This is a genomic window from Paenibacillus sp. FSL R7-0272 (assembly GCF_037969905.1).
GTDB lineage: Bacteria > Bacillota > Bacilli > Paenibacillales > Paenibacillaceae > Paenibacillus > Paenibacillus polysaccharolyticus.
This window is the reverse complement of sequence record NZ_CP150221.1, coordinates 3,691,948-3,715,676: the sequence shown is the minus strand read 5'-3', so window position 1 is coordinate 3,715,676 and position 23,729 is coordinate 3,691,948. Positions and strand designations below refer to the sequence as shown.

General features: G+C 44.4%; 22 protein-coding genes. 17 read left to right on the top strand and 5 right to left on the bottom strand.

Features of this window, described 5'->3' with window-relative positions:
- Window positions 1-21: 21 nt before the first annotated feature.
- From thiO to MKY23_RS16365, 5 genes are all read left to right on the top strand, one after another.
- Entirely contained in the window at window positions 22-1,266 is a 1,245-nt protein-coding gene (thiO, locus tag MKY23_RS16385; RefSeq protein ID WP_339830842.1) for a glycine oxidase ThiO, read from the top strand.
- Window positions 1,263-1,466 (top strand): sulfur carrier protein ThiS, encoded by a 204-nt coding sequence (thiS, locus tag MKY23_RS16380; RefSeq protein WP_090916713.1) that lies wholly within the window; start codon window positions 1,263-1,265, stop codon window positions 1,464-1,466. Before thiO ends, thiS begins: the two co-directional genes overlap by 4 nt.
- Before the next feature lie 83 nt (window positions 1,467-1,549).
- Window positions 1,550-2,317 (top strand): thiazole synthase, encoded by a 768-nt coding sequence (locus tag MKY23_RS16375; RefSeq protein WP_154957390.1) that lies wholly within the window; start codon window positions 1,550-1,552, stop codon window positions 2,315-2,317.
- On the top strand, window positions 2,314-3,363 hold the full coding sequence (locus tag MKY23_RS16370) for a ThiF family adenylyltransferase (RefSeq protein ID WP_339830840.1): 1,050 nt from the start codon (window positions 2,314-2,316) through the stop codon (window positions 3,361-3,363). Before MKY23_RS16375 ends, MKY23_RS16370 begins: the two co-directional genes overlap by 4 nt.
- Before the next feature lie 141 nt (window positions 3,364-3,504).
- Window positions 3,505-4,209 carry a response regulator transcription factor gene (locus tag MKY23_RS16365; RefSeq protein WP_336120148.1) on the top strand — a complete coding sequence of 235 codons (705 nt, stop codon included), beginning with the start codon at window positions 3,505-3,507 and terminating at the stop codon, window positions 4,207-4,209.
- Between the two features lie 126 nt (window positions 4,210-4,335).
- Here MKY23_RS16365 and MKY23_RS16360 read toward each other — a convergent pair whose 3' ends face one another.
- Window positions 4,336-4,836, bottom strand: a complete 501-nt coding sequence (locus MKY23_RS16360) for a C40 family peptidase (protein ID WP_090916703.1) — start codon at window positions 4,834-4,836, stop codon at window positions 4,336-4,338.
- A 338-nt stretch (window positions 4,837-5,174) separates the two neighbouring features.
- On the bottom strand, window positions 5,175-5,816 hold the full coding sequence (locus MKY23_RS16355; protein WP_090916701.1) for a thiamine diphosphokinase: 642 nt from the start codon (window positions 5,814-5,816) through the stop codon (window positions 5,175-5,177).
- A gap of 191 nt (window positions 5,817-6,007) precedes the next feature.
- On the opposite strand from MKY23_RS16355, the gene MKY23_RS16350 reads away from it, so the two are divergent.
- Together MKY23_RS16350 and MKY23_RS16345 are read left to right on the top strand one after the other, a co-directional pair.
- Window positions 6,008-6,703 (top strand): trimeric intracellular cation channel family protein, encoded by a 696-nt coding sequence (locus tag MKY23_RS16350; RefSeq protein WP_339830836.1) that lies wholly within the window; start codon window positions 6,008-6,010, stop codon window positions 6,701-6,703.
- Window positions 6,704-6,709: 6 nt separating this feature from the next.
- Window positions 6,710-7,180, top strand: coding sequence for a low molecular weight protein-tyrosine-phosphatase (locus MKY23_RS16345; RefSeq protein WP_339830834.1), 471 nt, complete (start codon window positions 6,710-6,712; stop codon window positions 7,178-7,180).
- Window positions 7,181-7,429: 249 nt separating this feature from the next.
- Here the strand turns inward: MKY23_RS16345 and MKY23_RS16340 are convergent, their stop codons facing one another.
- Window positions 7,430-8,164, bottom strand: coding sequence for an alpha/beta hydrolase-fold protein (locus MKY23_RS16340; RefSeq protein ID WP_221789410.1), 735 nt, complete (start codon window positions 8,162-8,164; stop codon window positions 7,430-7,432).
- A gap of 254 nt (window positions 8,165-8,418) precedes the next feature.
- Here MKY23_RS16340 and pdhA point away from each other — a divergent pair, with 254 nt between their 5' ends.
- The 9 genes from pdhA to MKY23_RS16295 all read left to right on the top strand — a co-directional run bounded on the left by pdhA (window position 8,419) and on the right by MKY23_RS16295 (window position 20,475).
- The gene (gene pdhA, locus MKY23_RS16335) at window positions 8,419-9,486 is read left to right on the top strand and encodes a pyruvate dehydrogenase (acetyl-transferring) E1 component subunit alpha (RefSeq protein WP_090916691.1); all 1,068 of its coding nucleotides are present in this window, start codon (window positions 8,419-8,421) and stop codon (window positions 9,484-9,486) included.
- A gap of 105 nt (window positions 9,487-9,591) precedes the next feature.
- The gene (locus tag MKY23_RS16330; RefSeq protein ID WP_090916689.1) at window positions 9,592-10,569 is read left to right on the top strand and encodes an alpha-ketoacid dehydrogenase subunit beta; all 978 of its coding nucleotides are present in this window, start codon (window positions 9,592-9,594) and stop codon (window positions 10,567-10,569) included.
- A 176-nt stretch (window positions 10,570-10,745) separates the two neighbouring features.
- Complete coding sequence (locus tag MKY23_RS16325) at window positions 10,746-12,071, top strand: dihydrolipoamide acetyltransferase family protein (protein ID WP_090916687.1); 1,326 nt, start codon at window positions 10,746-10,748, stop codon at window positions 12,069-12,071.
- Window positions 12,072-12,074: 3 nt separating this feature from the next.
- Window positions 12,075-13,490 (top strand): dihydrolipoyl dehydrogenase, encoded by a 1,416-nt coding sequence (lpdA, locus tag MKY23_RS16320; protein ID WP_036613658.1) that lies wholly within the window; start codon window positions 12,075-12,077, stop codon window positions 13,488-13,490.
- Between the two features lie 283 nt (window positions 13,491-13,773).
- A complete protein-coding gene (thyA, locus tag MKY23_RS16315) occupies window positions 13,774-14,568 on the top strand; it encodes a thymidylate synthase (RefSeq protein WP_090916685.1) in 795 nt (264 codons plus the stop codon).
- Window positions 14,569-14,605: 37 nt separating this feature from the next.
- On the top strand, window positions 14,606-15,094 hold the full coding sequence (locus MKY23_RS16310; RefSeq protein WP_090917302.1) for a dihydrofolate reductase: 489 nt from the start codon (window positions 14,606-14,608) through the stop codon (window positions 15,092-15,094).
- A gap of 594 nt (window positions 15,095-15,688) precedes the next feature.
- Entirely contained in the window at window positions 15,689-17,176 is a 1,488-nt protein-coding gene (locus tag MKY23_RS16305) for a glutamate synthase subunit beta (RefSeq protein ID WP_154890438.1), read from the top strand.
- A gap of 382 nt (window positions 17,177-17,558) precedes the next feature.
- Window positions 17,559-18,050, top strand: coding sequence for a Fur family transcriptional regulator (locus MKY23_RS16300; protein ID WP_090916681.1), 492 nt, complete (start codon window positions 17,559-17,561; stop codon window positions 18,048-18,050).
- Between the two features lie 124 nt (window positions 18,051-18,174).
- Window positions 18,175-20,475, top strand: coding sequence for a DNA topoisomerase 3 (locus MKY23_RS16295; protein ID WP_339830827.1), 2,301 nt, complete (start codon window positions 18,175-18,177; stop codon window positions 20,473-20,475).
- Between the two features lie 47 nt (window positions 20,476-20,522).
- Here the strand turns inward: MKY23_RS16295 and MKY23_RS16290 are convergent, their stop codons facing one another.
- Together MKY23_RS16290 and MKY23_RS16285 are read right to left on the bottom strand one after the other, a co-directional pair.
- The gene (locus MKY23_RS16290) at window positions 20,523-21,287 is read right to left on the bottom strand and encodes an HAD family hydrolase (protein WP_154890436.1); all 765 of its coding nucleotides are present in this window, start codon (window positions 21,285-21,287) and stop codon (window positions 20,523-20,525) included.
- A gap of 67 nt (window positions 21,288-21,354) precedes the next feature.
- Window positions 21,355-22,275, bottom strand: a complete 921-nt coding sequence (locus MKY23_RS16285) for a helix-turn-helix domain-containing protein (RefSeq protein ID WP_090916674.1) — start codon at window positions 22,273-22,275, stop codon at window positions 21,355-21,357.
- A 221-nt stretch (window positions 22,276-22,496) separates the two neighbouring features.
- Between MKY23_RS16285 and MKY23_RS16280 the strand changes: the two genes are divergently transcribed.
- Window positions 22,497-23,678: an MFS transporter gene (locus MKY23_RS16280; RefSeq protein WP_339839495.1), complete on the top strand. Its 1,182-nt coding sequence runs from the start codon at window positions 22,497-22,499 to the stop codon at window positions 23,676-23,678.
- Window positions 23,679-23,729 lie beyond the last annotated feature (51 nt).

Genomic DNA, 23,729 nt, shown 5'->3' with positions numbered 1-23,729 from the left:
TTCAAACAAGGAGATGACAAAATGGTACAGAGAGGACCGAGTCAACCCGAGGAAGTGATCGACTCATCGTGTGAACAAGATAAGTTTAAGCGGCTACCGCTATCCGAAACTTTAACTAAGAAACCAGAAACCTTTCATGCAGAAACAATCATTGTGGGCGGTGGAGTCATAGGCTGTGCGATTGCTTTTGAACTGGCATCCCGAGGTCAGGAAGTACTGCTTGTTGAGCAGTCGGAAATTGCTAGCGGAGCTTCATGTGCAGCTGCCGGCATGCTGGCAGCAGATAGTGAGGATTTTGCTCATCCACTCATGGCACAAGCCGCATATGACAGTAGGGAATTACTTCATAAGCACAAAGAGCAAATATCCGCTTTAACAGGTATGGATCTTGGCTTACGGCGCAACGGATTTATTACACCGTTTCGTTCATACGGTGATCTAAGTAAATACAAGGATAGACGAAATACCACTTCCGGAGTGCAGCAACTTTGGTGGGATCGAAGCATAGTGCAACGAGAAGCGTTGTGGTTGAATCGGGATACGTACGGCGCTTATTACCGATCATTGGAGAGCGAAGTGTTGCCCGTGTCATTGACAAGAGCTTATGCGAGGTCAGCTGAAATGATGGGTGCCCGCATTTTGGAAGGAGTTCAAGATATTCGGCTGATCGTAGATAGGCATGGTGTTCAAGGGATTAAAACGGCTAAGGGAGAGGTGTGTTGCAAACATATCATAATAGCTGCTGGTTTACACGGGGAGCAACTCATGCATCAAGTGGGGGTCGTTTTGCCTTCAAGTCCGGTGAAAGGTGAAATGTTGGCCGTTCGGTTTACTACAGATCAGGCTGGAGGCAGACCCGATCGCACGGTATATGCAGAAGATGCCTATATTGTTCCGAAAGCAAACGGAGAGGTATGGATCGGCGCAACCAGTTTGCCAGGAAGAAAAGATCACAGCGTATCGGCAAATAGTATGCAACGATTGCTTGGAGCGGCAAGTTATTGGGTACCGGGAATCAAGGAGGCGGACTTTGTGCGGGCATGGGCAGGTATAAGACCTTCCACCCCTGATGGACTGCCGTATATAGGCAAATGTGAAGGGGTTTCAGGCTTGTATGCAGCGTATGGACATTTTCGTAATGGGATATTGCTTAGTGCAATAACAGGTCGCTGGATCGCAGACATGGTAGAGGGCAAGAGTGCCGAAGAGATCGGGATCGAAGCATTTTCGCCTGAACGATTGAACAGAAAGGGGGTTATGTCGTGAACATTATCGTGAACGGCCAAAAGATGGAGGTTGAAGACGAGTTAAATCGTGTCGACAAATTACTGCAATCATTTAACTTACAAGTGAAAACCGTGGTGGTTGAGTTGAATCGCAATATTTTGACCAAAGATCACCATGGAACAACAACGCTAAGAGAAGGAGATCGGATTGAGATTGTTCATTTTGTCGGAGGCGGCTAAGCAAAGTGATTCACAGGCGTGGTTGAATCTTGTTGATTGAGTAGTTGGTAGTTGAAACTTGCTAAAACCTAGGAGGTTGAATGATGTTAACGATTGGTAAATATTCGTTTGAGTCAAGGTTGTTGCTTGGAACAGGCAAATTCAGCGATATGGAAGTACAGAGTCAGGCCGTGGAAGCTTCAGGTACCCAGGTGTTGACCTTTGCTGTACGTCGTCTGAATCTGGAGGAGACGGGCAAGCAACACTTTCTGGATACGCTGGATCTGAGCAAATACACATTGCTACCCAATACGGCGGGTGCTTCGACTGCGGAAGAAGCCGTAAGGATCGCTGAGCTTGCGCGAGCTTCGGGGCTTTGTGATATGATAAAAGTCGAAGTCATCGGAGACGGAGTAACGTTGCTCCCTGATCCGCTTGAAACGTACAAGGCTTGTAGCATTTTGCTCGAAAAAGGATTCACCGTGTTGCCCTATATTTCGGACGACGTTATTTTAGCTAAACGGCTTCAATTGCTTGGTGTACATGCAGTCATGCCTGGAGCTTCGCCAATTGGAGCAGGTAGAGGGATCATTAACCCTTATAATCTCGAAATCATCATAGAGCAAGCGGCAGTGCCTGTTATTGTAGATGCAGGGTTACGCTCTCCCAAAGATGCCGCTTATGCCATGGAACTTGGGGCGGATGGTGTATTGCTTAACACAGCCGTATCTGGATCAGATGATCCGGTTGCCATGGCAAAAGCGATGCGGCTTGGGGTCGAAGCGGGCAGACTGGCGTATACGGCAGGCATGATTCCGGTGAAACGTTATGCAGCAGCAAGCAGTCCGGTGGAAGGAATGGTTCATACATGACAGATCAGTTACATCATAAGGAGCAGAGTGATCGTTATTCCAGACAGGAACGATATGCTCCGCTCGGCAAAGAAGGTCAAGCGAGGTTAAAAGACAGCAAAGTTTTAATTATCGGAGCCGGCGCACTTGGAACAGGTATTGCAGAAACGCTAGTGCGTTCCGGTGTCGGGCAAATTACCATTGTAGATCGGGACTATGTGGAGTGGAGCAACCTCCAGCGGCAACAACTTTATGTTGAACAGGATGCGATTGAGCGCATGCCCAAAGCGATGGCGGCTGTCAAACGTTTAACAGAAATCAATTCAAGCGTTCGCATCGAAGCCAAAGTGATGGATGTGCGCGTGGATGAACTTGAAGAGCTAGTGGAGCATACCGATTTAATCATGGATGCAACGGATAATTTTGATACAAGATTACTGATTAATGATATGGCACAGAAACACAATATACCTTGGATATACGGAGGATGTGTGGGTAGCTATGGCATTACGTATACGTTTTTGCCTGGCGAAACACCTTGCTTAAACTGCCTCTTAGGAGAAGTACCACTTGGTGGGGATACTTGTGATACGTCGGGCATCATTCCTCAAGCGGTGCAGATGGTGACAGCCAATCAGACAGCGGAAGCGATGAAGTTGCTAAGTGGTAACACAGCTACTCTTCGGCGTAAATTGTTGTCATTTGATGTGTGGAGGAACGAGTACATATCCATTAATGTAGATGGGGCAAAAAAGCAAGAATGTGCATCATGTAGCCCAGCAGCTACGTACCCGTTTCTTTCTGCATCCAATCTGGAGAAAACCGATGTGTTATGTGGTAGGGATACTGTTCAGATTCGTCCTGCGCGCCGCATACAACTGGACCTTCCGCAGACAGCAGATCGATTGGAACGGCTTGGTGAAGGAAAAGTGGAAATGAATCCTTTTCTGGTGTCATTCACAACAGGTCAACATCGGTTGGTCATTTTTCAGGATGGGCGTGTCCTTGTTCATGGCACAAAAGATACGTCTGAAGCGCGTACGCTGGTTCATCGATATTTTGGATAAACCACATCAATTACTTGTAATATCAAAACTCATGCATTGACAAAGTCTGTTCCCCGCGGGGATGGACTTTTTCTTTTTATGGCATCCTAACGGTACAATCCATGCCAAGTAGCAACGGAAACCAGACGGGCCGGGTGAGAAATGATGAAAACAGCTATCATATTAGTGGGTACTGGGGATTTAGTGGGCCGTATAGAGCGTATCATGCAAGACGAGGGTTATGAGGTGAAGCATGTAGAATGGTATGAGTTGAACGACATAGAGGACTTTAGGGCTGTTCGTCCGCATTTGATTATTTTGGTGGATCGAGAGTCTGAGGATATGCATCAGAGTGAACAGGATAAAATTGCATTGAAGCGGTGGATGAATCCTAGTGTATCCACGCCTCTAATCGTAATTATTCCTGAAGTTTCGCCGCAACGGGTCATTGATTGGCTTGATTTTGGAGCGAATGATGTAATGGAGGAGCCTCTTCATTGGAAGGTTATGCTTGCGAGAATTCGTAGCCTGCTCCGGTTGTTTGCCAGTGCTTCCCATGAAGGTGAGGAAATGATTATAGTTCAAGACCTCAGAATTAATCTGCGTTCGCGTAGAGTGAGTCGTGGAGGGCAATATTTGAACCTGACCCCGAAAGAATATGAATTATTGGAGTTTTTAGCCTTGCATTTGAATGAAGCCTGCACACGGGGAGATATTTTGCGCGATGTGTGGGGATATGAGTTTGCCATGGATACGAACGTTGTTGATGTTTACATTAAACACCTACGGGTGAAAGTGGATAAAGGCAGAGAGGTGAAGTTAATCCAGACGGTTCGAGGGATAGGTTATATGTTGGTGGATAGCTGATTTTTAAATATTCCACCATTCTCCAGTTTGAAACAAGGATTAATCCGGGTATTTAAAGGATAGGATGATATGAAAAAACCGGATCAATTGATCCGGTCGTCAGTTTAAATTATAAAGGCAGATGGACTAAAGGACGCGGCGAGCTGTAATGTAAGTTCTTTTCCACGTACCGGAGTTCAGATCAGACAGGGTTACACCTGGAGAGCCGTACGTGTGAAGAATTTTACCGTTTCCAGCATACACACCAACGTGAGTAATGTTAGAACCCGTAGAGCGGCTGCCGCTCGAGAAGAACACCATGTCACCAACACGAAGGTTGGCTTTAGAGACGAATTTACCTTCTTTGGATTGTTGTACGGAAGTGCGCGGAAGATCTACACCATATTTTTTGAAAATGTACTTCATAAAAGAAGAACAGTCAAAGTATCTGGTTGTCGTTGTTGAAGCACCAAATTTATATGGAGTTCCAGTGAATTTTTTACCATAGTTTACAATTTGCTGTCCTGTTGATACGGATGCCGTTGCGGCTTGTGCAACAGGTGCATTTGTCATTAATACAGCTCCAAAACCTAGTGTAGCGCACAACCCGACGGTTACGGCCTTTTGGATGAAGAAGTTTGTTTTCATGTAGTTAGTACCTCCAAAATTCGTTTTCGTTAAGTTGCTAGAGCGAGTATAACAGGTTTGTAACACCCTAGAAATTGGATACATAAGCAAAAAGGTTGATAGGACAGTACTTTAGATGTAATTATTAAAATACGATTAAAAATGTCAAAAAATTAATCATTGACGAATCCAGAAATAACTATAAAACAAAAATCCCCTTGATAATCAAGGGGATTTCTTCATTTAATTTGATTTAGGAAACAAAATAACAGGTTACAAAAACGTAATAATTAAGCGTTGAGCTGTAGGTTTTGACTCGTATTAACTTAAAAATGCCTTACTAATATAGTATTTAGTGTTCAGTCTTTGCTTTGAATAATAAGTAACAGGCCGCTATCAATCGTAACTGTGCCTGACTTGTCCAATAGCTTGTTACTGATCCCTAAGGATTGTCCCATACGTATAGTAGCGTGATCCAAAGGGTACATGAATCCTTCCAGGCATATCCCTGTGACCTCATGTGTTAATGGAAGCAAAGAGACATAGGTAAAACCGCGTTGTTCGACAACAGCACTTGAAGTGGTTAACGTCATATAATTGTGCTCATCCTGAAGCGCACAAGAGATATGATGTTGCATAGCACGAACCATGATATGAACATTGGCGAGAGTGTGATCCATTCGTGTGCCCGTTGCGCCAAAGATGAGAATATGAGTAGGTTCATGATCCAGAGCTGTTTCAAATGCCATTTCGGTATCTGTCAAATCTTTATGGATCGGATCACAAGCAATGAATTCTACACTGTTACTGTTTACGATCTCTCGTTCTTCTTCCGTTATAGAATCGAAGTCGCCCACTGCGATGTGCGGTTGGATACCATGTTCGATTAAATACAAGGCTCCGCGGTCTGCCGCAATAATAACGTCATCGGGCTGAATCTCCTGAAGGAATTCCTGCGTGAGTTGACCACCTGTGAAGATGACAATACGTTTATAATCCATTCTATTTCATCCTTCCTTATTTATAGAGGGACACCATTTGATTTTCTAATTGAAGCTAAATCCTGCGCTAAGCTATAAAACTATACACCAAACCAGTATAATCGACAAAATGTGGTTGCACAATTTCCGTACTCGCGGATACAATGGGGAGAGCGACATGGAGATGACTTGAAAAGTGAGGTTTGAACAGGTTGAACTTACACATTTTTGAAGTATTCAGCATTATCGGTACGATCGCATTTGCAATGTCCGGTGCATTTGTAGCTATGGAAGAGGAATATGATATTTTGGGTGTATTGGTACTTGGGCTTGTGACAGCATTCGGAGGCGGAGTGATCCGGAATGTGCTTATTGGCGTGCCTGTAACAACATTATGGAGTCAGGGCTCGTTAATCATGCTTGCGCTGGTTTCTGTAGCTGTTGCTTTTGTATTGCCCTTGAAGTGGATCAGTCACTGGAAACGGACTGAAGCTTTGTTTGATGCAATTGGACTGGCTGCCTTTGCAATTCAGGGCGGATTGTATGCGGCTAATATGGGTCATCCCATCAGTGCTGTAATCGTTGCAGCTGTACTGACGGGAATTGGCGGAGGAATCATTCGGGATCTTCTTGCCGGACGTAAACCACTTGTTCTTCGTGATGAGATCTATGCAGTATGGGCAATGGCAGCAGGGTTTGCCATCGGAATGGGCTGGTTTACAACAAACATTGGTTTGCTGATCTGTTTTGCAACAGTTGTCTTTTTCCGGATGTGTTCCGTGCACTACAAATGGAAGCTGCCGCGCCGCTCGTTGACGCCTAATGAAACCGTCGTTTTGAAGCCGGAGAAACTTATTCCGCAACATGCACCGTCCGTAATTCAAGGTACTTTGAGCAAGGGGGAGTAACTTATCATGATTAACATTGTATTTGTATGTCTCGGTAACATTTGCAGATCCCCTATGGCGGAAGCAGTAATGCGTCATAAAGTGATGAAGAAGGGGCTTGGCGAACAGATTCGGATTGATTCGGCTGGTACAGGCAACTGGCATGTGGGCAAACCTCCGCATGAGGGTACACGTAAGTTGCTTGATGGTTATCAAATCTCTTATGCCAACATGACAGCAAGACAATTTGTGAGTGCAGACTTCACTGAATTTGATTACATTATATGTATGGATAATTCTAATGCAGAGAATGTACGTAGCCTGCCAGGTGGAGAAGAGGCAGAGATTATCAAGTTCATGGATTTGCTACCGAACGAAAAGCTGAGAGAAGTGCCTGATCCGTATTACACAGGGAACTTTGAAGAAGTGTACGAGCTTGTGAACGCAGGTTGCGATGTCTTGCTGAACAGAATTCAAGAAGAGCATCCTTTAACCTAATTTTAATTAGATAAAATACAAGCCAAGCTTGAGTAGCTCATTATTATTGGTGAAATGGCAAAGAAGCAGGAACGGAACGAATTAGAACTCCTGCTTCTTTTTCAGGGCATGAATGTAAGCGGTAACAACGTATTGTCCAAAAAATCGTAAAAAGAAAAGCGGCTATGCAGCCGCCTGTTCAACGAAATATTTAATTGTAGCTAGAACCTTTTAGCCATTCCTGCATTAACTTTTTGAGACAATCTTCTATTAACTTTCTTGTAAAAAGTAAAGCAAGGCATCAGGCAGTTCCTTTTGCCAGAAGCCCCATTGGTGATTCCCGTCTTTTTCCTGATAGGAGATGAGAGCACCACGTTTCTCCAGCAGATCACGAGTATCCCGGCTCAGCTGTACAAAATCATACGTTCCGGTATCGGCTTCAAAGGCCGTCTCCTGCAAACCAACAATCATCCAGATCGACAACCAGGACAAGTCTTCGGCTGCAGCATAGATTTCCTGAGAAGCGGAGTAGAAGGCACCAGACATGCTGATAACGCGGGTGAACAACTCAGGATATTTCAGTGCAAGATGTAATGAAACACTGCCTCCCAATGAATCACCAGCAAGAACACGTTCCTGCGGAGAGCGCCTTACAGGATATTTCTCTTCGACATAGGGAATAATCTCTTCTGCAAAGCACTTCGTATAAGATTCAAACCGACTGCCAAAGGGAGCGTACTCCTGCGTCCTTACAGAGACGTCCACTTGAACCCCTACAATAATGAAAGGTTCGGCGCCTTCATCCAAAATGATGCGGTTAGCTGTGGTAGCGATTCGGCCAAAGTTGAAAAACTCTTCGCCATCCTGACAATAAACGACAGGGTAGCTAAGCAGTTCGTTATAGCCTGGGGGGAGATAAATACGTAAGGTTCGTTTCTCGCCGAGATAACGGCTTTCAATCTCTTCCTTAACAATTGTACGTTTCAAATAGCGGGAATCCGTCATAAAACGTCACCTTTCCGGGTTATTTTTGCATTCACCCGCGCAATACGGTAAGATTAACCTGGTGCGGGGATGGGTCAAACACGCAATCATGTATTATGCTGTTATACCAATATTAAACCCCTGTTATACATACAATCCAAAAGGAAACATAAAAATATTACGGATTTCTTTGACGTATGCAGTGAAACAGGTGTATAATAATAATATAACAGCGGAACTTGATATTCAAATTTTTTGTTGAGGTGAAGAAAAAAATGAGCAAGGTTCCTTATGAAGTATACACGGAGGATGTAGAAGCTCTGTCCGTGCTGTCTCCTGACGGCGAAATTGTTAACAAAGACATGATGCCTAAGCTTTCCGACGATCAATTAAAAGAAATTATGTATCGCATGGTATTTACCCGTACTTGGGATGACCGTGCAGTAAACCTTGGCCGTCAAGGTCGTCTTGGTTTCTATGCTCCAGTATCTGGTCAAGAAGCTACAATGGTTGGTAGTGAATTTGCAATTGAAAAAGAAGACTTTGTATGTCCTGGCTATCGTGACATTCCGCAACTCGTATGGCATGGACTTCCTCTTTATCAAGCATTCTTGTACTCCCGTGGACACCAACATGGTGGACAAATTCCGGACGGCGTTAACGTATTGATGCCGCAAATCATCATTGGTGCTCAAATTCTGCACGCAATGGGTATTGCTATGGGTTACAAATTGAAGAAACAAAAACAAGTGGTTATCACTTACACAGGTGATGGTGGATCTTCCGAAGGTGACTTCTATGAAGGTCTGAACTACGCTGGTGTTTACAAACTGCCAGTTATCTTCTTTGTACAAAACAATGGTTATGCCATCACAACTCCTTTTGCTAAACAAACAGCAGCTCTGTCCATCGCTCATAAAGCGGTAGCAGCAGGGATCAAAGGTGTTAAAGTTGACGGTATGGACATCTTCGCTGTTATCAAAGCGGTTCAGGAAGCTGCTGAACGCGGACGTAACGGAGAAGGCGCTACTTTGATCGAAGCGGTAACTTATCGTTTCCGTCCACACTCCCTTTCTGATGATGCTTCCAAGTATCGTACAAAAGAAGAAGAGGCTGAGTGGAGCGAAAAAGATCCAATCGCACGTTTCGCTAAATATCTGGAGAAAAAAGGTCTGTGGACTGAAGAAGATACAGCACGTGTGAAAGAAGAAGCAAAAGCAAAAGTGAACGAAGAGATCAAAAAAGCGGAAAAAACCGAGAAAATGACGATTTCAGGCTTGATCGACAGCATGTTCGAACAAACGCCTAAGCACTTGGAAGAGCAAAAAGCTGATTTCCAATAAGTTTTTTCCGATAAAGCATAAACATCCGGCGCCGGTACTGGTGTCTCGGTATACATGTATGAATTCAAATGTGAACTGTCAATGTTTAAGGAGGAAATGAAGCAAATGGCACAATTGAACATGAAAGAAGCAATTCGTGATGCGCTTCGCGTAGAGTTGAAACGTGATCCTAACGTTCTGCTTTTCGGTGAAGACGTAGGTAATGTAGGCGGCGTTTTCCGTGTAACGGAAGGCTTGCAAAAAGAGTTTGGCGAAGAGCGTGTATTTGACACACCACTGGCTGAATCCGCAATCGGCGGTCTGGCTGTAGGTTTGGGTATTCAAGGCTTCCGTCCGGTAGCTGAGATTCAATTCGTAGGTTTTATCTTCGAAGCCCTTGACCAAATGGTAGTTCAAGCTGCTCGTATGCGTTTCCGCTCTGGCGGCAAATACAATTCTCCGATCGTATTCCGTACACCATTTGGTGGCGGCGTAAAAGCGGCAGAATTGCATACAGACTCTCTGGAAGGTTTGCTCACGCAAACTCCGGGTATTAAAGTGGTAGTTCCTTCTAACCCTTACGATGCAAAAGGTCTGATGATCGCTTCCATCCGTGACAACGATCCAGTATTTTTCATGGAGCACTTGAACCTGTACCATGCTTTCCGTGCAGAAGTTCCTGAAGAAGACTATGTTGTTGAACTGGGTAAAGCGAACGTTGTTCGTGAAGGTTCCGATGTTACCATCGTTACTTACGGTATGATGGTTCATACTTCTGTAAAAGCTGCAGAAGAGCTTGAAAAACAAGGGATCAAAGTTGAAGTTATCGACCTTCGTACGATCAGCCCGATCGACATCGATACGGTTGTTGCTTCCGTTAAGAAAACAAACCGTGCAATCGTTGTACAAGAAGCTCAAAAGAGCGCAGGTGTTGCAGCTGAAGTCATTGCGCAAATCAATGAAAAAGCAATCCTGCACTTGGAAGCACCGGTTCTGCGTGTAGCTGGCCCGGATACGGTATATCCTTTTGCACAAATCGAAGATACATGGTTGCCTAACCCGGCGCGTATCGTTGCTGCGGTTAACAAAGTCATGAACTTCTAATTCAATCATCTGACATGCCGCAAGGCGCAGTATGGTGATTCACATCGTAGCGCAAGCTGCACTGTAAACAGCCATTAGTCCCTTGATTGACAGTTATTTGCGCTCGCAGTAACAGTTGGTTTTTGGAGCTAAGGGTTGTTTTCAGGATGGAGCAAATAATCAAGGAGGTTTTTCAGTTGGCTAAATTTGAATATAAATTCCCTGAACTGGGCGAAGGCCTTCACGAAGGCGAAATCATCAAGATGCACATCAAAGTCGGGGACAAAGTAACTGACGACGATATCATCATGGAAGTACAGAACGACAAAGCGGTTGTTGAAGTTCCTTGTCCGGTTAACGGAACAGTAACTGAAGTTTTCGCTAAAGACGGTCAAGTCTGCCACGTTGGTGAAGTTGTAGCGGTTATCGATGCAGAAGGCGAACTGCCTGAGCAAGATGACGCTCCTGCTGAAGACCAAGGTGCACAAGAGAAAGACGCAGCACAAGGTGGAGCTGATACTAGCGGTTCTTCTGCGGCAGCTTCAAGCTCCAATGCAGCTCAAGAAGGCGGCAACAACAGCGTTCCTGCAGTTCCTGCAAAAGACGTTTTGGCTACGCCAAGCGTTCGCAAATTTGCTCGTGAGCAAGGTGTAGACATCGCTCAGGTTAACGGCACTGGCAACAACGGTAAAGTAACCAAAGAAGATGTAGAATCCTTCAAAAACGGTGGCGGATCTTCCGCAGCGGCAACTTCTTCCGACGCTCCGGCTCAAGAAGAGAAAAAATCCGCAGCACCTGCAGCTGCAGCGGCTGATCAACGCCTTGAAGAAGAGCGCGTACCTTTCAAAGGTATCCGTAAAGCGATCTCCAATGCAATGGTTAAATCGGCTTACACTGCACCTCACGTTACAATCATGGACGAAGTGGACGTAACTGAACTGGTTGCCTTCCGTACTCGCATGAAACCAATCGCAGAGAAAAAAGGCACAAAAGTGACTTACTTGCCATTCATCGTTAAAGCATTGGTTGCAGCTTCCCGTCAATTCCCAGCGTTGAACGCAATGATTGATGAAGAAGCAAATGAAATTGTGTACAAAAAATACTACAATATCGGTATCGCTACAGATACAGACAACGGCCTGATCGTTCCTGTAATCAAAGATGCTGATCGTAAATCCATCTGGATGATCGCTGATTCCATTCGTGATCTGGCAGCTCGTGGACGCGATGGCAAACTGAGCGCGAATGAAATGAGAGGAAGCACAATCTCCATCAGTAACATCGGTTCTGCTGGCGGTATGTTCTTCACTCCAATCATCAACTTCCCAGAAGTTGCTATCTTGGGTACAGGACGCATCAGCGAAAAAGCGGTTATCAAAAACGGCGAAGTTGTTGCAGCACCTGTAATGGCATTGTCCTTGAGCTTCGACCACCGTATCATCGATGGCGCAACAGCACAAAACTTTATGAATTACATTAAACAGCTGCTCGCTAACCCTGAGTTGCTTGTTATGGAGGTGTAAGATATGGTAGTAGGCGACGCTTCTCTCAATATCGACACATTAGTAATTGGTGCAGGACCTGGCGGCTATGTAGCTGCCATCCGTGCTGCACAACTGGGCCAAAGCGTATTGATCGTAGACAAATCCGAGCTGGGCGGCGTATGTTTGAACCGTGGATGTATCCCATCCAAAGCTCTGATCTCTGCTGCTCATCAATATGAGTCTGCTCTTCACGGCGAAGCTTTTGGTATCTCCGCTGAGAACGTTAAAGTAGACTTCAGCAAAACTCAAGAATTCAAAAACGGCGTTGTTAAGAAAATGACTGGCGGCGTAGCTGGTTTGCTCAAAGGCAACAAAGTTGAAGTTTTCAACGGTGAGTGCATGTTCATCAACGAAAACGAAGCTCGTGTTTTTAACGATCACGAGTCACCACGTTACAAGTTCAAAAATGCAATTATTGCAACAGGTTCCCGTCCAATCGAACTGAAACCTTTCCCGTTTGGCGGACGCATCTTGTCTTCGACAGAAGCATTGAACTTGCCTGAAGTACCAAAAAGCATGATCGTAATCGGTGGCGGTTATATCGGCGCTGAGCTTGGTCAAATGTACTCCAAATTCGGTGCTAAAGTAACAATCATCGAAGGTTTGGATACGGTACTGCCAGGTTTCGATAAAGACATGACTAGCCTTGTAGCTAAAAACATGAAGAAAACAGGCATCGAAATCGTAACGGGTGCAAAAGCGGAAAGCGCTGAGCAAACGGATAAAGATGTAACTGTTAAATATTCTGTAAATGGTGAATCCAAAGAAGTAACTGCAGATTACCTGCTCGTTACTGTAGGACGTCGTCCTAATACAGACGGAGAACTCGGTCTTGATATGATCGGTGTTGACGTTGATGAGCGCGGATTCGTTAAAGTTGACCACCAAGGTCGCACTAGCATCCCGCACATCTTCGCAATTGGTGATATCGTATCTGGTCTTGCTCTGGCACACAAAGCTTCTTATGAAGGTAAAGTTGCTGCGGAAGCAATCGCTGGACAACCATCTGTAGTAGACTACAAATGTATGCCAGCTGTTGTATTCACAGATCCTGAGTGCTCCAGCGTAGGTTACACGGAGAAAGAAGCAAAAGAAAAAGGTTACAAAGTAAAAGCAGGTAAATTCCCTTACGCGGGTAATGGCCGTGCAGTATCTTTGAACCATGCAGAAGGCTTCGTGAAAATCGTTGCTGACGAAGAAAGTGGCCTTGTATTGGGTTGCCAAATCGTTGGTCTGGAAGCTTCCAACTTGATTGCTGAGCTTGGTCTTGCAATCGAGATGGGCGCAACGTTGGAAGATCTGGCGCTTACTATTCACGCTCACCCAACTTTGGGCGAAATCGTGATGGAAGCAGCGGAATTGGTAATGGGTCACCCGATCCACATCATCTCCCGTTAAGATCATCGAAGCATCGGATTCGTCCGGCATTATATGTAGATTCGAAAGAGACGAGTGGCGCTAATTGCGTTGCTTGTCTCTTTTTTTTGAGTTGTAATTGAGAAGATCAAGATATCGGTGTCCATAGAATGATAGAAGCATACACGCCTCAACTTGTTTAGCTAATTCATTTCTTCCTAGTACTCAATTGTGGTACACTTTAGTAATGAACAGACCTCTCGAAGTCTGTGGCCCAGATGGGTATGAGTGCGAAACATATATAGAGATGCGAGGAGATACCAACATGAAAAACTATCTCGATTTATTACAAGATATATTGGATAACGGGGTCCACAAAGGAGATCGTACCGGAACGGGCACACAATCCGTGTTTGGCCGACAGCTTCGTTATGATTTATCGAAAGGTTTTCCGCTTGTAACAACCAAACGAATTCACCTCAAATCCGTTATTCATGAGTTGCTATGGTTTTTGAGTGGGGATACGAATATTTCTTATCTGAAAGAAAATGGTGTGAAGATCTGGGATGACTGGGCAGACGAAAATGGCGATCTTGGACCGGTTTACGGCTCACAATGGCGGACATGGGAAGCGCCGAACGGGGAGAAAATAGATCAGATCGCTGCTGTAGTGGATTCAATCAAAAATAATCCCGATTCCCGCCGTCATCTGGTGAGTGCGTGGAATGTAGCCGAAATTAACAACATGAAATTACCGCCTTGTCATTTTGCGTTTCAGTTTTATGTGGCGGAGGGTAAACTATCTTGTATGCTGACGATGCGCTCCGTGGATACCTTCCTTGGTTTACCGTTTAATATAGCCAGTTATGCACTTCTGACACATATGATTGCACAGCAATGTGATCTGGAAGTGGGCGACTTCATCTGGTCTGGTGGTGATGTGCACATCTATTCCAATCATGTGGAGCAGGTGAAAACGCAACTAGAGCGCGAGCCTTTTGCTTTGCCTAAGCTGGTGATCAAACGTAAGCCTGATTCGATTTTTGATTACAAATTTGAAGATTTTGAATTTGAAAATTATGAACATCATCCAGGTATCAAAGCACCGATTGCAGTATAAACACAATAACGTATTCGATGAAAGGGATGTGCGGCCTTTGAGTATTGAATTGGTATGGGCAATGGGGGAGAATGGTGTGATTGGACATCATAATTCTCTTCCTTGGCGATTGCCAAAAGATATGGCTTTTTTCAAGCAACAAACGATAAACAAGACGATAATTATGGGACGTAATACGTGGGAATCATTCGGCGGCAAGCCACTCCCTCACCGTCGTAATATTGTTGTGACTCGAGACTTGAATTATAGAGCGGATCAAGCAGAGATCGTACATACGATTGAAGAAGGTCTGAAGGCTGCTCAAGGTGAAGAACTTTGTGTAATTGGAGGTTCTCAGGTATATCGGGAGTTTCTACCGTTTGCGGATCGGCTTGTCGTCACCAAGATTCATGAGCAATTTGAGGGAGATACGTTTTTCCCGGAAGTGGACTGGAGCGAGTGGGAGTTAAAGAAGCAGATCGAAGGCGAGCAGGATGAGAAAAACGTATATCCTTTTACATTCGAGTTTTACGAGCGTAAACGTTAGAAAAACATGTAAAGACACTGAACACAGGAATTTTCCGTGAACAGTGTCTTTTTTAATATAATGTTTTGTATTGATTGTGAACAATCATTTCAAATCGTATTCCATTACATCAATATAACACATTGACTGGTGAATTTTGCATAATATACATTGGATCAACATTCGTTTATGGTCGAATAGTCTAAAAACTGTAGGAATTCAACGTTGTAAAGCTTTAAATTGAGCTTTATTTTCGTAAATGAGTATAAACTTCACTAAAAAGCTTGATTTTAATGACAATTTATCTTACATTTATATGACGTTATCGCTTTTTTTATTCTCAACTTTCGCTTGTAAAAAAACATTATACTCTGGTTTAAGACCAAATTTAAGCTATTGACCATACGTTCAGTTGAACGCTATGATGTATAAAATACAAATAATTATGCGGATAATCCATTTAATATTCAATGTCGTAAGTGCTACTATAATTGAAATATCTTTGAGTAGATTTTGTGATACAATAGACAAAAACTCAAGTAAAAGAGTAATCCATTTCATATAGAGCCATACGCATGAAGGGATTAAGACAAGAACGGATGGGGGAAACGTAAGATGTCTACACCTACTGGATTTATGGAATACAAACGGCAGCTCCCTGCCGATCGAGAGCCAGCGGAGCGCATCAAGGATTGGGAAGAGTTTCATAAACATATGGCTGAAGAAGAGCTCAGAACACAAGGTGCAAGGTGCATGGATTGTGGTACCCCTTATTGTCATACAGGTATAGATATGACTGGCGGTACGTCAGGCTGCCCGGTTCATAACCTGATTCCAGAATGGAATAATCTCGTTTATCGCGGTTTGTGGAAGGAAGCGCTGGAGCGTCTTCACAAAACGAACAATTTTCCGGAGTTTACAGGCCGTATCTGCCCAGCCCCTTGTGAAGGATCATGTACAGTGGGCCTGATTGGTCAGCCTGTAACGATCAAAACGATTGAAGAAGCCATTATTGAAAAAGGCTTCGAAGAAGGTTGGGTTGTACCACAGCCACCGGAGAAACGCACAGGTAAGCGTGTAGCTGTAGTCGGTTCAGGTCCGGCGGGACTTGCAACAGCGGCTCAATTGAACAAGGCTGGACATACGGTAACGGTATATGAACGTTCAGACCGTGTCGGTGGATTATTAATGTATGGAATTCCAACGATGAAGCTGGATAAAAAAGTGGTGCAACGCCGTGTAGACCTGCTAGCAGCTGAAGGAATTCAGTTTATTACGAATACAGAGATCGGAAAAGATATTCCGGCTGAGCAACTTGTTAATGATTATGATGCTGTTGTTCTGTGTGGCGGTGCAACCAAGCCACGTGAATTTAACATTGAAGGTGCTGACCTGAAAGGTGTGCACTATGCGATGGATTTCCTGAATGGAAGCATCAAAAGCTTCCTGGACTCTAACCTGGAGGATGGCAACTACATCTCTGCAAAGGATAAAGATGTTATTGTAATCGGGGGCGGAGATACAGGCTCTGACTGTGTAGCTACATCGCTGCGTCACGGATGTCGCACGATCACACAATTCGGTACGCATACTCAGGCGCCGATGGAGCGTGATCCAATTAACAATCCTTGGCCACAATTTCCGAACGTATACACACTGGATTATGCACAAGAAGAAGCCAAAGCGTTGTTTGGTCAAGATCCACGTGAATTCTCCATCATGACTACCAAATTTGTGGGTGATGAAGAGGGCAATCTCAAAGAACTGCACACGATTCAAATCGAACGTATTGTCGATGAGACAGGCCGCAAGATTTATCAGCCAGTTCCAGGTACAGAGCGTGTATTCCCTGCGCAGATGGCGATGATTGCGATCGGTTTTGACGGACCGGAGCAAACGCTTGTTGAGCAGTTGGGACTTGAAACGGATCGCCGCACGAACGTGAAGGCGCGTTATGGCAAATACAACACGAACGTAGATAAAGTATTTGCAGCAGGTGACATGCGCCGTGGTCAAAGTCTAGTAGTATGGGCTATCAATGAAGGCCGTGAAGCCGCTCGTGAAGTGGATAAATATTTGATGGGCGCAACAGTACTGGTATAAACCAGTACCATTGTTCGATCTTTCTGTCTTCTTAATTTACATCATAAAGTATTTACATTATAAACAAAGCGATGAATACCCCTCGTATATGCGAGGGGTATTTGCTATATATTTTGATCAATAAACTTTCTTTGAATTGTTCCATTTCTGATGACAATGTGAATAAGAGCATTGCATTTTCTAAGATAAAGACTTATTATTAGATTATAATTATTATAAATAAGATTGAAGTCGGATTGATTCATAGTCGGATTGATTCATAATGGGAAATAGAATTTTAACTTTGACGATGCTGTCTAAACATGACATTGAATTGAGTACATGACTGTAGATACGTTTAAGTAAAGATAGGTAACATAACATATAACGGAGGTGCACCCGTATGGCAAGTAATCGGGACAAGTCCATTTCAGAGCAAATTGATCAAATCAAAAGCCAATTGGTTGATAAAGGATATAAGTTAACTCAGCAACGTGAAGTGACGGTACGTGTGTTGTTGGAACATGAGAAAGATCATTTTAGCGCAGAAGAAGTATTTCTCCTGGTAAAAGAAAAGTTTCCGGAGATTGGACTCGCAACCGTTTATCGTACGCTAGAGCTACTCAGTGACTTGCAGGTTGTAGAGAAAATTAACTTCGGCGATGGAGCTGCACGTTTTGATTTGCGTAGCACAGACGGCTCTCACCATCATCATCACTTGATTTGTACGGAATGTGGCAGTGTGGAAGAAATTATGGAAGATGGATTGCTTCGATTGGAGCAACAGGTTTTGCGTCAGTATGGTTTTGCTGTGACCGATCATCGACTTGATTTCCAAGGTGTGTGTAAAGAATGCAGACAAAAACATGAGCTAGATGAGCCAGCAGCCGGTTAATTCATCCCGAATAGGTGCTCTTGAATCCAAAATCTGATATAATAAGTTTCAGAAGCAGGGGCTTCCGTCGGCGGAAGGCCCCTTTTTGCCGTCATAGTGACGGTTTAGGAGGAGAGATGGACGGATGAAGACACTGGTTATTGCGGAGAAACCCGATATGGGGAGAACCATTGCCGCCGTCATAGAACCAAAAGCCAAAAATAATCGCACGTATCTGGAAGGTGAACAGTACATTATCACCTGGGCGATTGGGCATTTGCTTGGACTGGCTGAACCGGATGCCTATGATTCGAAATACAAACGCTGGAATATTGCGGACTTGCCGATCATTCCGGATCAATTCAAAATTGTACCGAATCCACGGACAAAGGATCAGCTCAAAATCATCGGAGAACTCGCAAAGCGTGCTTCAGCGATTGTTAACGCTTGTGATGCAGGGCGGGAAGGACAATATATTTTTGCGCTGATTCAGCAGCAATTAAAGTTGCGCCAGCCTGTAAAACGTCTGTGGATATCGGATTTGACAGCTGAAAGTATTCGGCGTGGATTTGATGGATTGAAAGATGCCGCAGAATTCGAAAATCTGACTTATGCTGCCCGTGCACGCAGTGAAGCGGACTGGCTGATTGGCATGAATGCCTCACGGGCGTTTACAACAAGGCATAATGCACTACTGTCTGTTGGACGAGTGCAAACACCTGTATTGGCTCTCATCTATGATCGTGAGATGGAGATTGAAGCGTTTCAGTCACAGACGTTCTATGAAGTGGCGGCCTGGTTTCGGCAGGAAGGTGTTGAATACCGGGGTGTACGTCAAGGAGATAAACTTACGGATGCAGCAACAGCAGAGGCTATTGCAAACAGTGTAAAGGGCAAGACAGGTCAGATTATTAAATATGAAGCCAAACAAACCAAGGAGTATCCATACCGGTTGTATGACTTGACTCTTTTACAGCGTGAAGCGAATGCGAAATTTGGCTACGGCGCGAAAAAAACACTGGATATTGCACAGGCCCTGTACGAAAAACATAAAGTGATCTCGTACCCGCGTACCAATTCCAACTATGTTACGGAGCAGAACATTGAAGGCATGCACAAAACATTGAATTTGCTCAAAAACGGAACGTACAGTGAGCTCGCTTTGGGCGCAAAGCCGGAATTGGTGCATAAAAATAATAAAGGGGTCTGCAATCCGAGCCGGGTGGAAGACCACCATGCGATTTTGCCAACACTGAAACGACCAGGGACACTATCCAAGGAAGAACAAAATATATATGACTTAATTGTGAGACGTTTCCTGTCTCATTTCTATCCCCCCGCCGAGTATAAACAGCATACGGTACTTACGGAGGTTGAGAAACATCAGTTCAAAACGTCTGTGAAAGAACTATTATCCATCGGTTGGAAAGTAGTGCTTGGTTCTGGCGATCAGGAACAAGGTGCTTCTGGTAGGAAAAAAGCGAAGAAAAATAGCAATGAAGAAGAGGAAGCAGAGGAATGGACGGACAAAGCTTTCGCTGTACAGCCTGACTTGCCTATTCAATGTACGAAGAGCGAGTTCAAGGAGAAAGCTACTCAACCGCCCAAAAGTTATACTGAGGGCACACTGCTCAAAGCAATGGAGAGTGCAGGTAAACAGATCGAGAACGAAGAACTTCGTGATGCGATGAAGGATAGCGGTCTGGGAACCCCGGCTACACGGGCGGCTACGATCGAGCGTCTCAAAAACGTAGGTTACATTACGATGCAAGGGAAAAAGATGCAACTGACGCTGAAGGGACGAACAGCGATTGAATTAATTCGTCGTGCCGGTGTAGATTTGCTGACTTCGCCTGAGATGACGGGGCAATGGGAGCGTCGGTTACATCAGATCTCTAAAGGTGAAGCTGGACAGGACAAGTTCATGGAAAACGTCAAGAAATTCACATTATCAATCATTGAAAAAGTGCGTGTACAGGCTCCCGCTGCTGCTGATGCCTTTGGTGAAGATGCGAGAGGCAAAGGTAAGGGGAAAGCGAGAGGATCTGGCAACAAAGCAGGTAACAAGGTAACGAGTAGTAGCAAAGCGACCAGGACTTCAACGGCAAACGCAGCTTCAAGTACAGGCACAACTGTGAAATCGGGTACCGCAAGTTCTGGTGTACGTGAAGTGCTTGCTTCATGTCCTTCACCTGGTTGTTCCGGGCATATTATTGAGGGCAAGAAGGGGTATGGCTGTTCCCGTTTCAAAGAAGGATGTACATTTGTCGTCTGGAAAGAATACGCTGGCAAAAAAATAACAAGTACAATGCTGAAGTCATTGGTAGAGAAGGGCAGTACGCAAGTTCTCTCGTTCAAGCGCAAGGATGGAAGTATGGTGAAAGCTCGAATTATTTTAAAAGATGTAGTTACCGGTCAATTATCCGGTGAAAAACAGGAAGCATGATCATAGGCCGCTGTAGATTTTATAGTTGAAAGTAAAAAAAGAACCCTTTAGCCAAGGGTTCTTTTTTGTTGTTTCTGCTCTATATCTTCATGAATGACTTTCGGGACCTCTTCCAGTGCTGTAATGGTATACATGGAAGTTTCCGGATTCGGTTGCAGTTCAACAATGTTATATTGCCATTCATTGGGCTGTTTGATATAGATGCTATGAATTCCGGCATTTACGGCAGGCATAATATCTGTGCGAAGTGAATTGCCAATCATCCATGTTGCTCGCCGGTCAAAAGGGCCTTTGGACAGGATGCCTTCCAATGCTTCAATATTTTTGTGCTGACGAATATAGATTCGATCATCGAAATAGATGGAGAGTTTCATCTGGTCAATCTTTCTTTGTTGAATGACGGTCTCACCGCCTGTGTACAAATAAAGAGAGTGCCCTGCAGACTTCAGTTCTTCCAACGTTTCTACCATATGCGGATAAGGCTCAACTTCCTGGGTGTAGACACTCATGCCCAGTTTGCTCAAATACGTTTCTTCTTTAGTTGATGTTACACGTGCATATTTTTGGGAAAAATATCGATACGTATCAATCAAAGACTGTGGAAAATGGTGACTTGCAAACCCGACTTTGTTCACTCCCGTCACGTCTATTTCGAGTTGCTTCTCTCGAATCTGCTGTGTGGTCAGGGCATGTCCGTCGAACCATTGTTGCATGTTCTCAAAGAATTCTCCCAGAACAAGATTGAAATATTTGTTGCAATATACGAGTGTATCATCAAGGTCAAACAAGATATGTTGTTTTAATAAGGTCAATGCTAGTTCACTCCTTGCCTGCGCTTGCCTGCGGATCATTCACTATCCTATAAAATAAAATAACGAGTTAGATGCGAATGTAGGATTCTAAAAACATATTCAATTCAGATACTCCGTCAGGTCTGATGCTATATTTTTCTTTACGATTGCTTCCTAGTAAATGTGTACGCAGTAGACCTGCGATGCGAAGAGCTGTAACCTGATCTTTGACAGGATCTTGTTCTTTGCCAAGCTCCTCACACATCTCCGAGAGTGACTTCGGTTCGTCCGAAACATATCTTAACAGGCGAAGTCTTTCCGGGTCTGCCAATGCATGTGTGAACCTGAGCAAACACGTTGGCGGCTCATCTTCACTCTCTTCAGGTATATCTACGGGATACTGAATAATCATCATGCCTTCATAGAAGCAGTACATGTTAATAGGACGGTTATGCACCGTTGGGAACAGAATCACTTCGTTTAATCCAGCGATCGGTTCCACAATAACACCTGCGGTAGCATATTCTATTAACAGTTCAGGGCCCATTTTTTCGAGCAAAATGCGTTTTTCTTCAGCATCCTCTTCAAGCCATACACGATGATCTTCGCTAATGTTCCGGCAATAGTGCTGATCCCATAGTCGCAGTAATGGGACGTAGCTGTTTCGAATACGCGTCGATTCTTCTATCGTAAGCGAAGGCATTAATGAAGACACGCGCGCAAATAATTCGTCAGCCGAAAGCTCTGTGAGCATGTCCAGAAAGTCTTGATTTTCTAAAGTGGTATTCTTATATGCTGCCCAGGCGAACAAGACATCAAAATCGTCAAAAGGCCACGTAGCAGCGGGTGCAAGCGCAGCACGTACGTTGGAACTTAGCTTGCGCTCAACGTCCAGAATCCATTCAGGACCAATGTCCAGATGCTGAATCCACTTTTTCGTGACATAAACTAAAAAGCTGTTGAGCATCTCATATATCGGTGAAACATCAATTTTAACGTGATAAGCCATAATGATGCAGAATCCTCCCGTCACATCTAGGTATTCACAGCGACTTATGTACTATTATGGCTTGTTTTACCGGGCGTTGTCCACTATAATGTTCAAGTTCGGGGCTTAGACCCGATTTATAAAGAAAGTATATACCCATATAAATAACAGCCTAGAGATCGTCAGCAATGGCGATTTTTCTTTGTTTGCGCTTGCAGGAGGAATGAAATGTCGTGGCATTGATGTTCAAATCTAAAATATCACCCTCAACTTTTAATTATTTGATTTTAATTACCGTGATCGTTGCAGCAGGGATCAGTCAGGGATTGTTGCTACCTGTCTTATCCATTTTTCTGGAACAGCAAGGGGTTTCTCCCGGGTTAAACGGGTTAAATGCCGCTGCGCTCTACATTGGCTCATTCGCAATGACACTGGCAGCCGAACGTTTACTGGGGGTACTGGGATTCAAAAAACTGATTGTTGGCGGCTTGATTCTGGTTATGCTTCCCTTGATCCTGTTCCCGTATTTTCCTGATATTAAAATTTGGTTTGTGCTACGCCTGATTGTCGGCATCGGAGACAGTGCTTTACATTATGCAGCGCAGCTATGGGTGCTGTTAGTCACTGCGCCAGAGAAGCGAGGACGTTATATATCCCTTTACGGTATGTCTTACGGACTGGGTTTCAGTATCGGGCCATTAGGAATCAAGTTGCTCGGGTATGGTGATGCTGTGCCATTTTTAGTGCTGTTTGTTGGCATGGCCGCTGTACTCATTCTGGTGCTGATGAAGCTACCGGATACCAAGCCGGAAAAAGCAGAACATGCTCATTTTCCAGAAAGACGCTTTCGCCGCAGTTTCGCTTGGGCATGGTATGCGCTGTTGCCAGCTCTTTTATACGGTTATATGGAAGCAGGCATGAACAGCAACTTTCCCGTTTACGGACTTCGTGTGGGATATGATACGGATCAGATAGCCTCTTTGCTTCCTTTTATAGGGATTGGTGGACTATTCCTGCAGCTTCCGCTCGGAATATTAAGTGACCGATATGGTCGAAAAGTAATTCTTATGATAGCCGGAATGGGTGGCGGTTTAGCATTTATGCTAGTTCCTTTAGCGGGTACGAATTTCTGGCTGACACTTGTACTGTTGCTTATCGCCGGAGGACTCGTAGGTTCATTTTTCTCGCTGGGACTCGCTTATGCCGCAGATATTTTACCTAAAGTTTTGTTACCTGCAGCCAATGTGGTAGCGTCCTTTCACTTTACGATCGGAAGTATCGTGGCACCGAATCTGGGAGGTCAGTTGATCAACTGGGTTTCACCTGGCAGTATGTTTACGATGCTTGGTTGCTTGTATTTCATTTTTGGTGTTACAGGACTATTATTTCGGCGTAAACGCGAAGCAGAATTTGTGTTAAAATAGAAGCTGGTGTTCGCATGGAAATTGATGTCCATTTCCGAGTACACTAGTAGT

What these genes read in the sequence shown, in the direction of transcription:
- thiO (WP_339830842.1), top strand. Translation starts at nt 22, where the DNA reads ATGGTACAGAGAGGACCGAGTCAACCCGAGGAAGTGATCGACTCATCG.
- MKY23_RS16375 (WP_154957390.1), top strand. Translation starts at nt 1,550, where the DNA reads ATGTTAACGATTGGTAAATATTCGTTTGAGTCAAGGTTGTTGCTTGGA.
- MKY23_RS16370 (WP_339830840.1), top strand. Translation starts at nt 2,314, where the DNA reads ATGACAGATCAGTTACATCATAAGGAGCAGAGTGATCGTTATTCCAGA.
- MKY23_RS16365 (WP_336120148.1), top strand. Translation starts at nt 3,505, where the DNA reads ATGATGAAAACAGCTATCATATTAGTGGGTACTGGGGATTTAGTGGGC.
- MKY23_RS16360 (WP_090916703.1), bottom strand. Translation starts at nt 4,836, where the DNA reads ATGAAAACAAACTTCTTCATCCAAAAGGCCGTAACCGTCGGGTTGTGC.
- MKY23_RS16355 (WP_090916701.1), bottom strand. Translation starts at nt 5,816, where the DNA reads ATGGATTATAAACGTATTGTCATCTTCACAGGTGGTCAACTCACGCAG.
- MKY23_RS16345 (WP_339830834.1), top strand. Translation starts at nt 6,710, where the DNA reads ATGATTAACATTGTATTTGTATGTCTCGGTAACATTTGCAGATCCCCT.
- MKY23_RS16340 (WP_221789410.1), bottom strand. Translation starts at nt 8,164, where the DNA reads ATGACGGATTCCCGCTATTTGAAACGTACAATTGTTAAGGAAGAGATT.
- pdhA (WP_090916691.1), top strand. Translation starts at nt 8,419, where the DNA reads ATGAGCAAGGTTCCTTATGAAGTATACACGGAGGATGTAGAAGCTCTG.
- MKY23_RS16330 (WP_090916689.1), top strand. Translation starts at nt 9,592, where the DNA reads ATGGCACAATTGAACATGAAAGAAGCAATTCGTGATGCGCTTCGCGTA.
- lpdA (WP_036613658.1), top strand. Translation starts at nt 12,075, where the DNA reads ATGGTAGTAGGCGACGCTTCTCTCAATATCGACACATTAGTAATTGGT.
- thyA (WP_090916685.1), top strand. Translation starts at nt 13,774, where the DNA reads ATGAAAAACTATCTCGATTTATTACAAGATATATTGGATAACGGGGTC.
- MKY23_RS16305 (WP_154890438.1), top strand. Translation starts at nt 15,689, where the DNA reads ATGTCTACACCTACTGGATTTATGGAATACAAACGGCAGCTCCCTGCC.
- MKY23_RS16300 (WP_090916681.1), top strand. Translation starts at nt 17,559, where the DNA reads ATGGCAAGTAATCGGGACAAGTCCATTTCAGAGCAAATTGATCAAATC.
- MKY23_RS16295 (WP_339830827.1), top strand. Translation starts at nt 18,175, where the DNA reads ATGAAGACACTGGTTATTGCGGAGAAACCCGATATGGGGAGAACCATT.
- MKY23_RS16285 (WP_090916674.1), bottom strand. Translation starts at nt 22,275, where the DNA reads ATGGCTTATCACGTTAAAATTGATGTTTCACCGATATATGAGATGCTC.
- MKY23_RS16280 (WP_339839495.1), top strand. Translation starts at nt 22,497, where the DNA reads ATGTTCAAATCTAAAATATCACCCTCAACTTTTAATTATTTGATTTTA.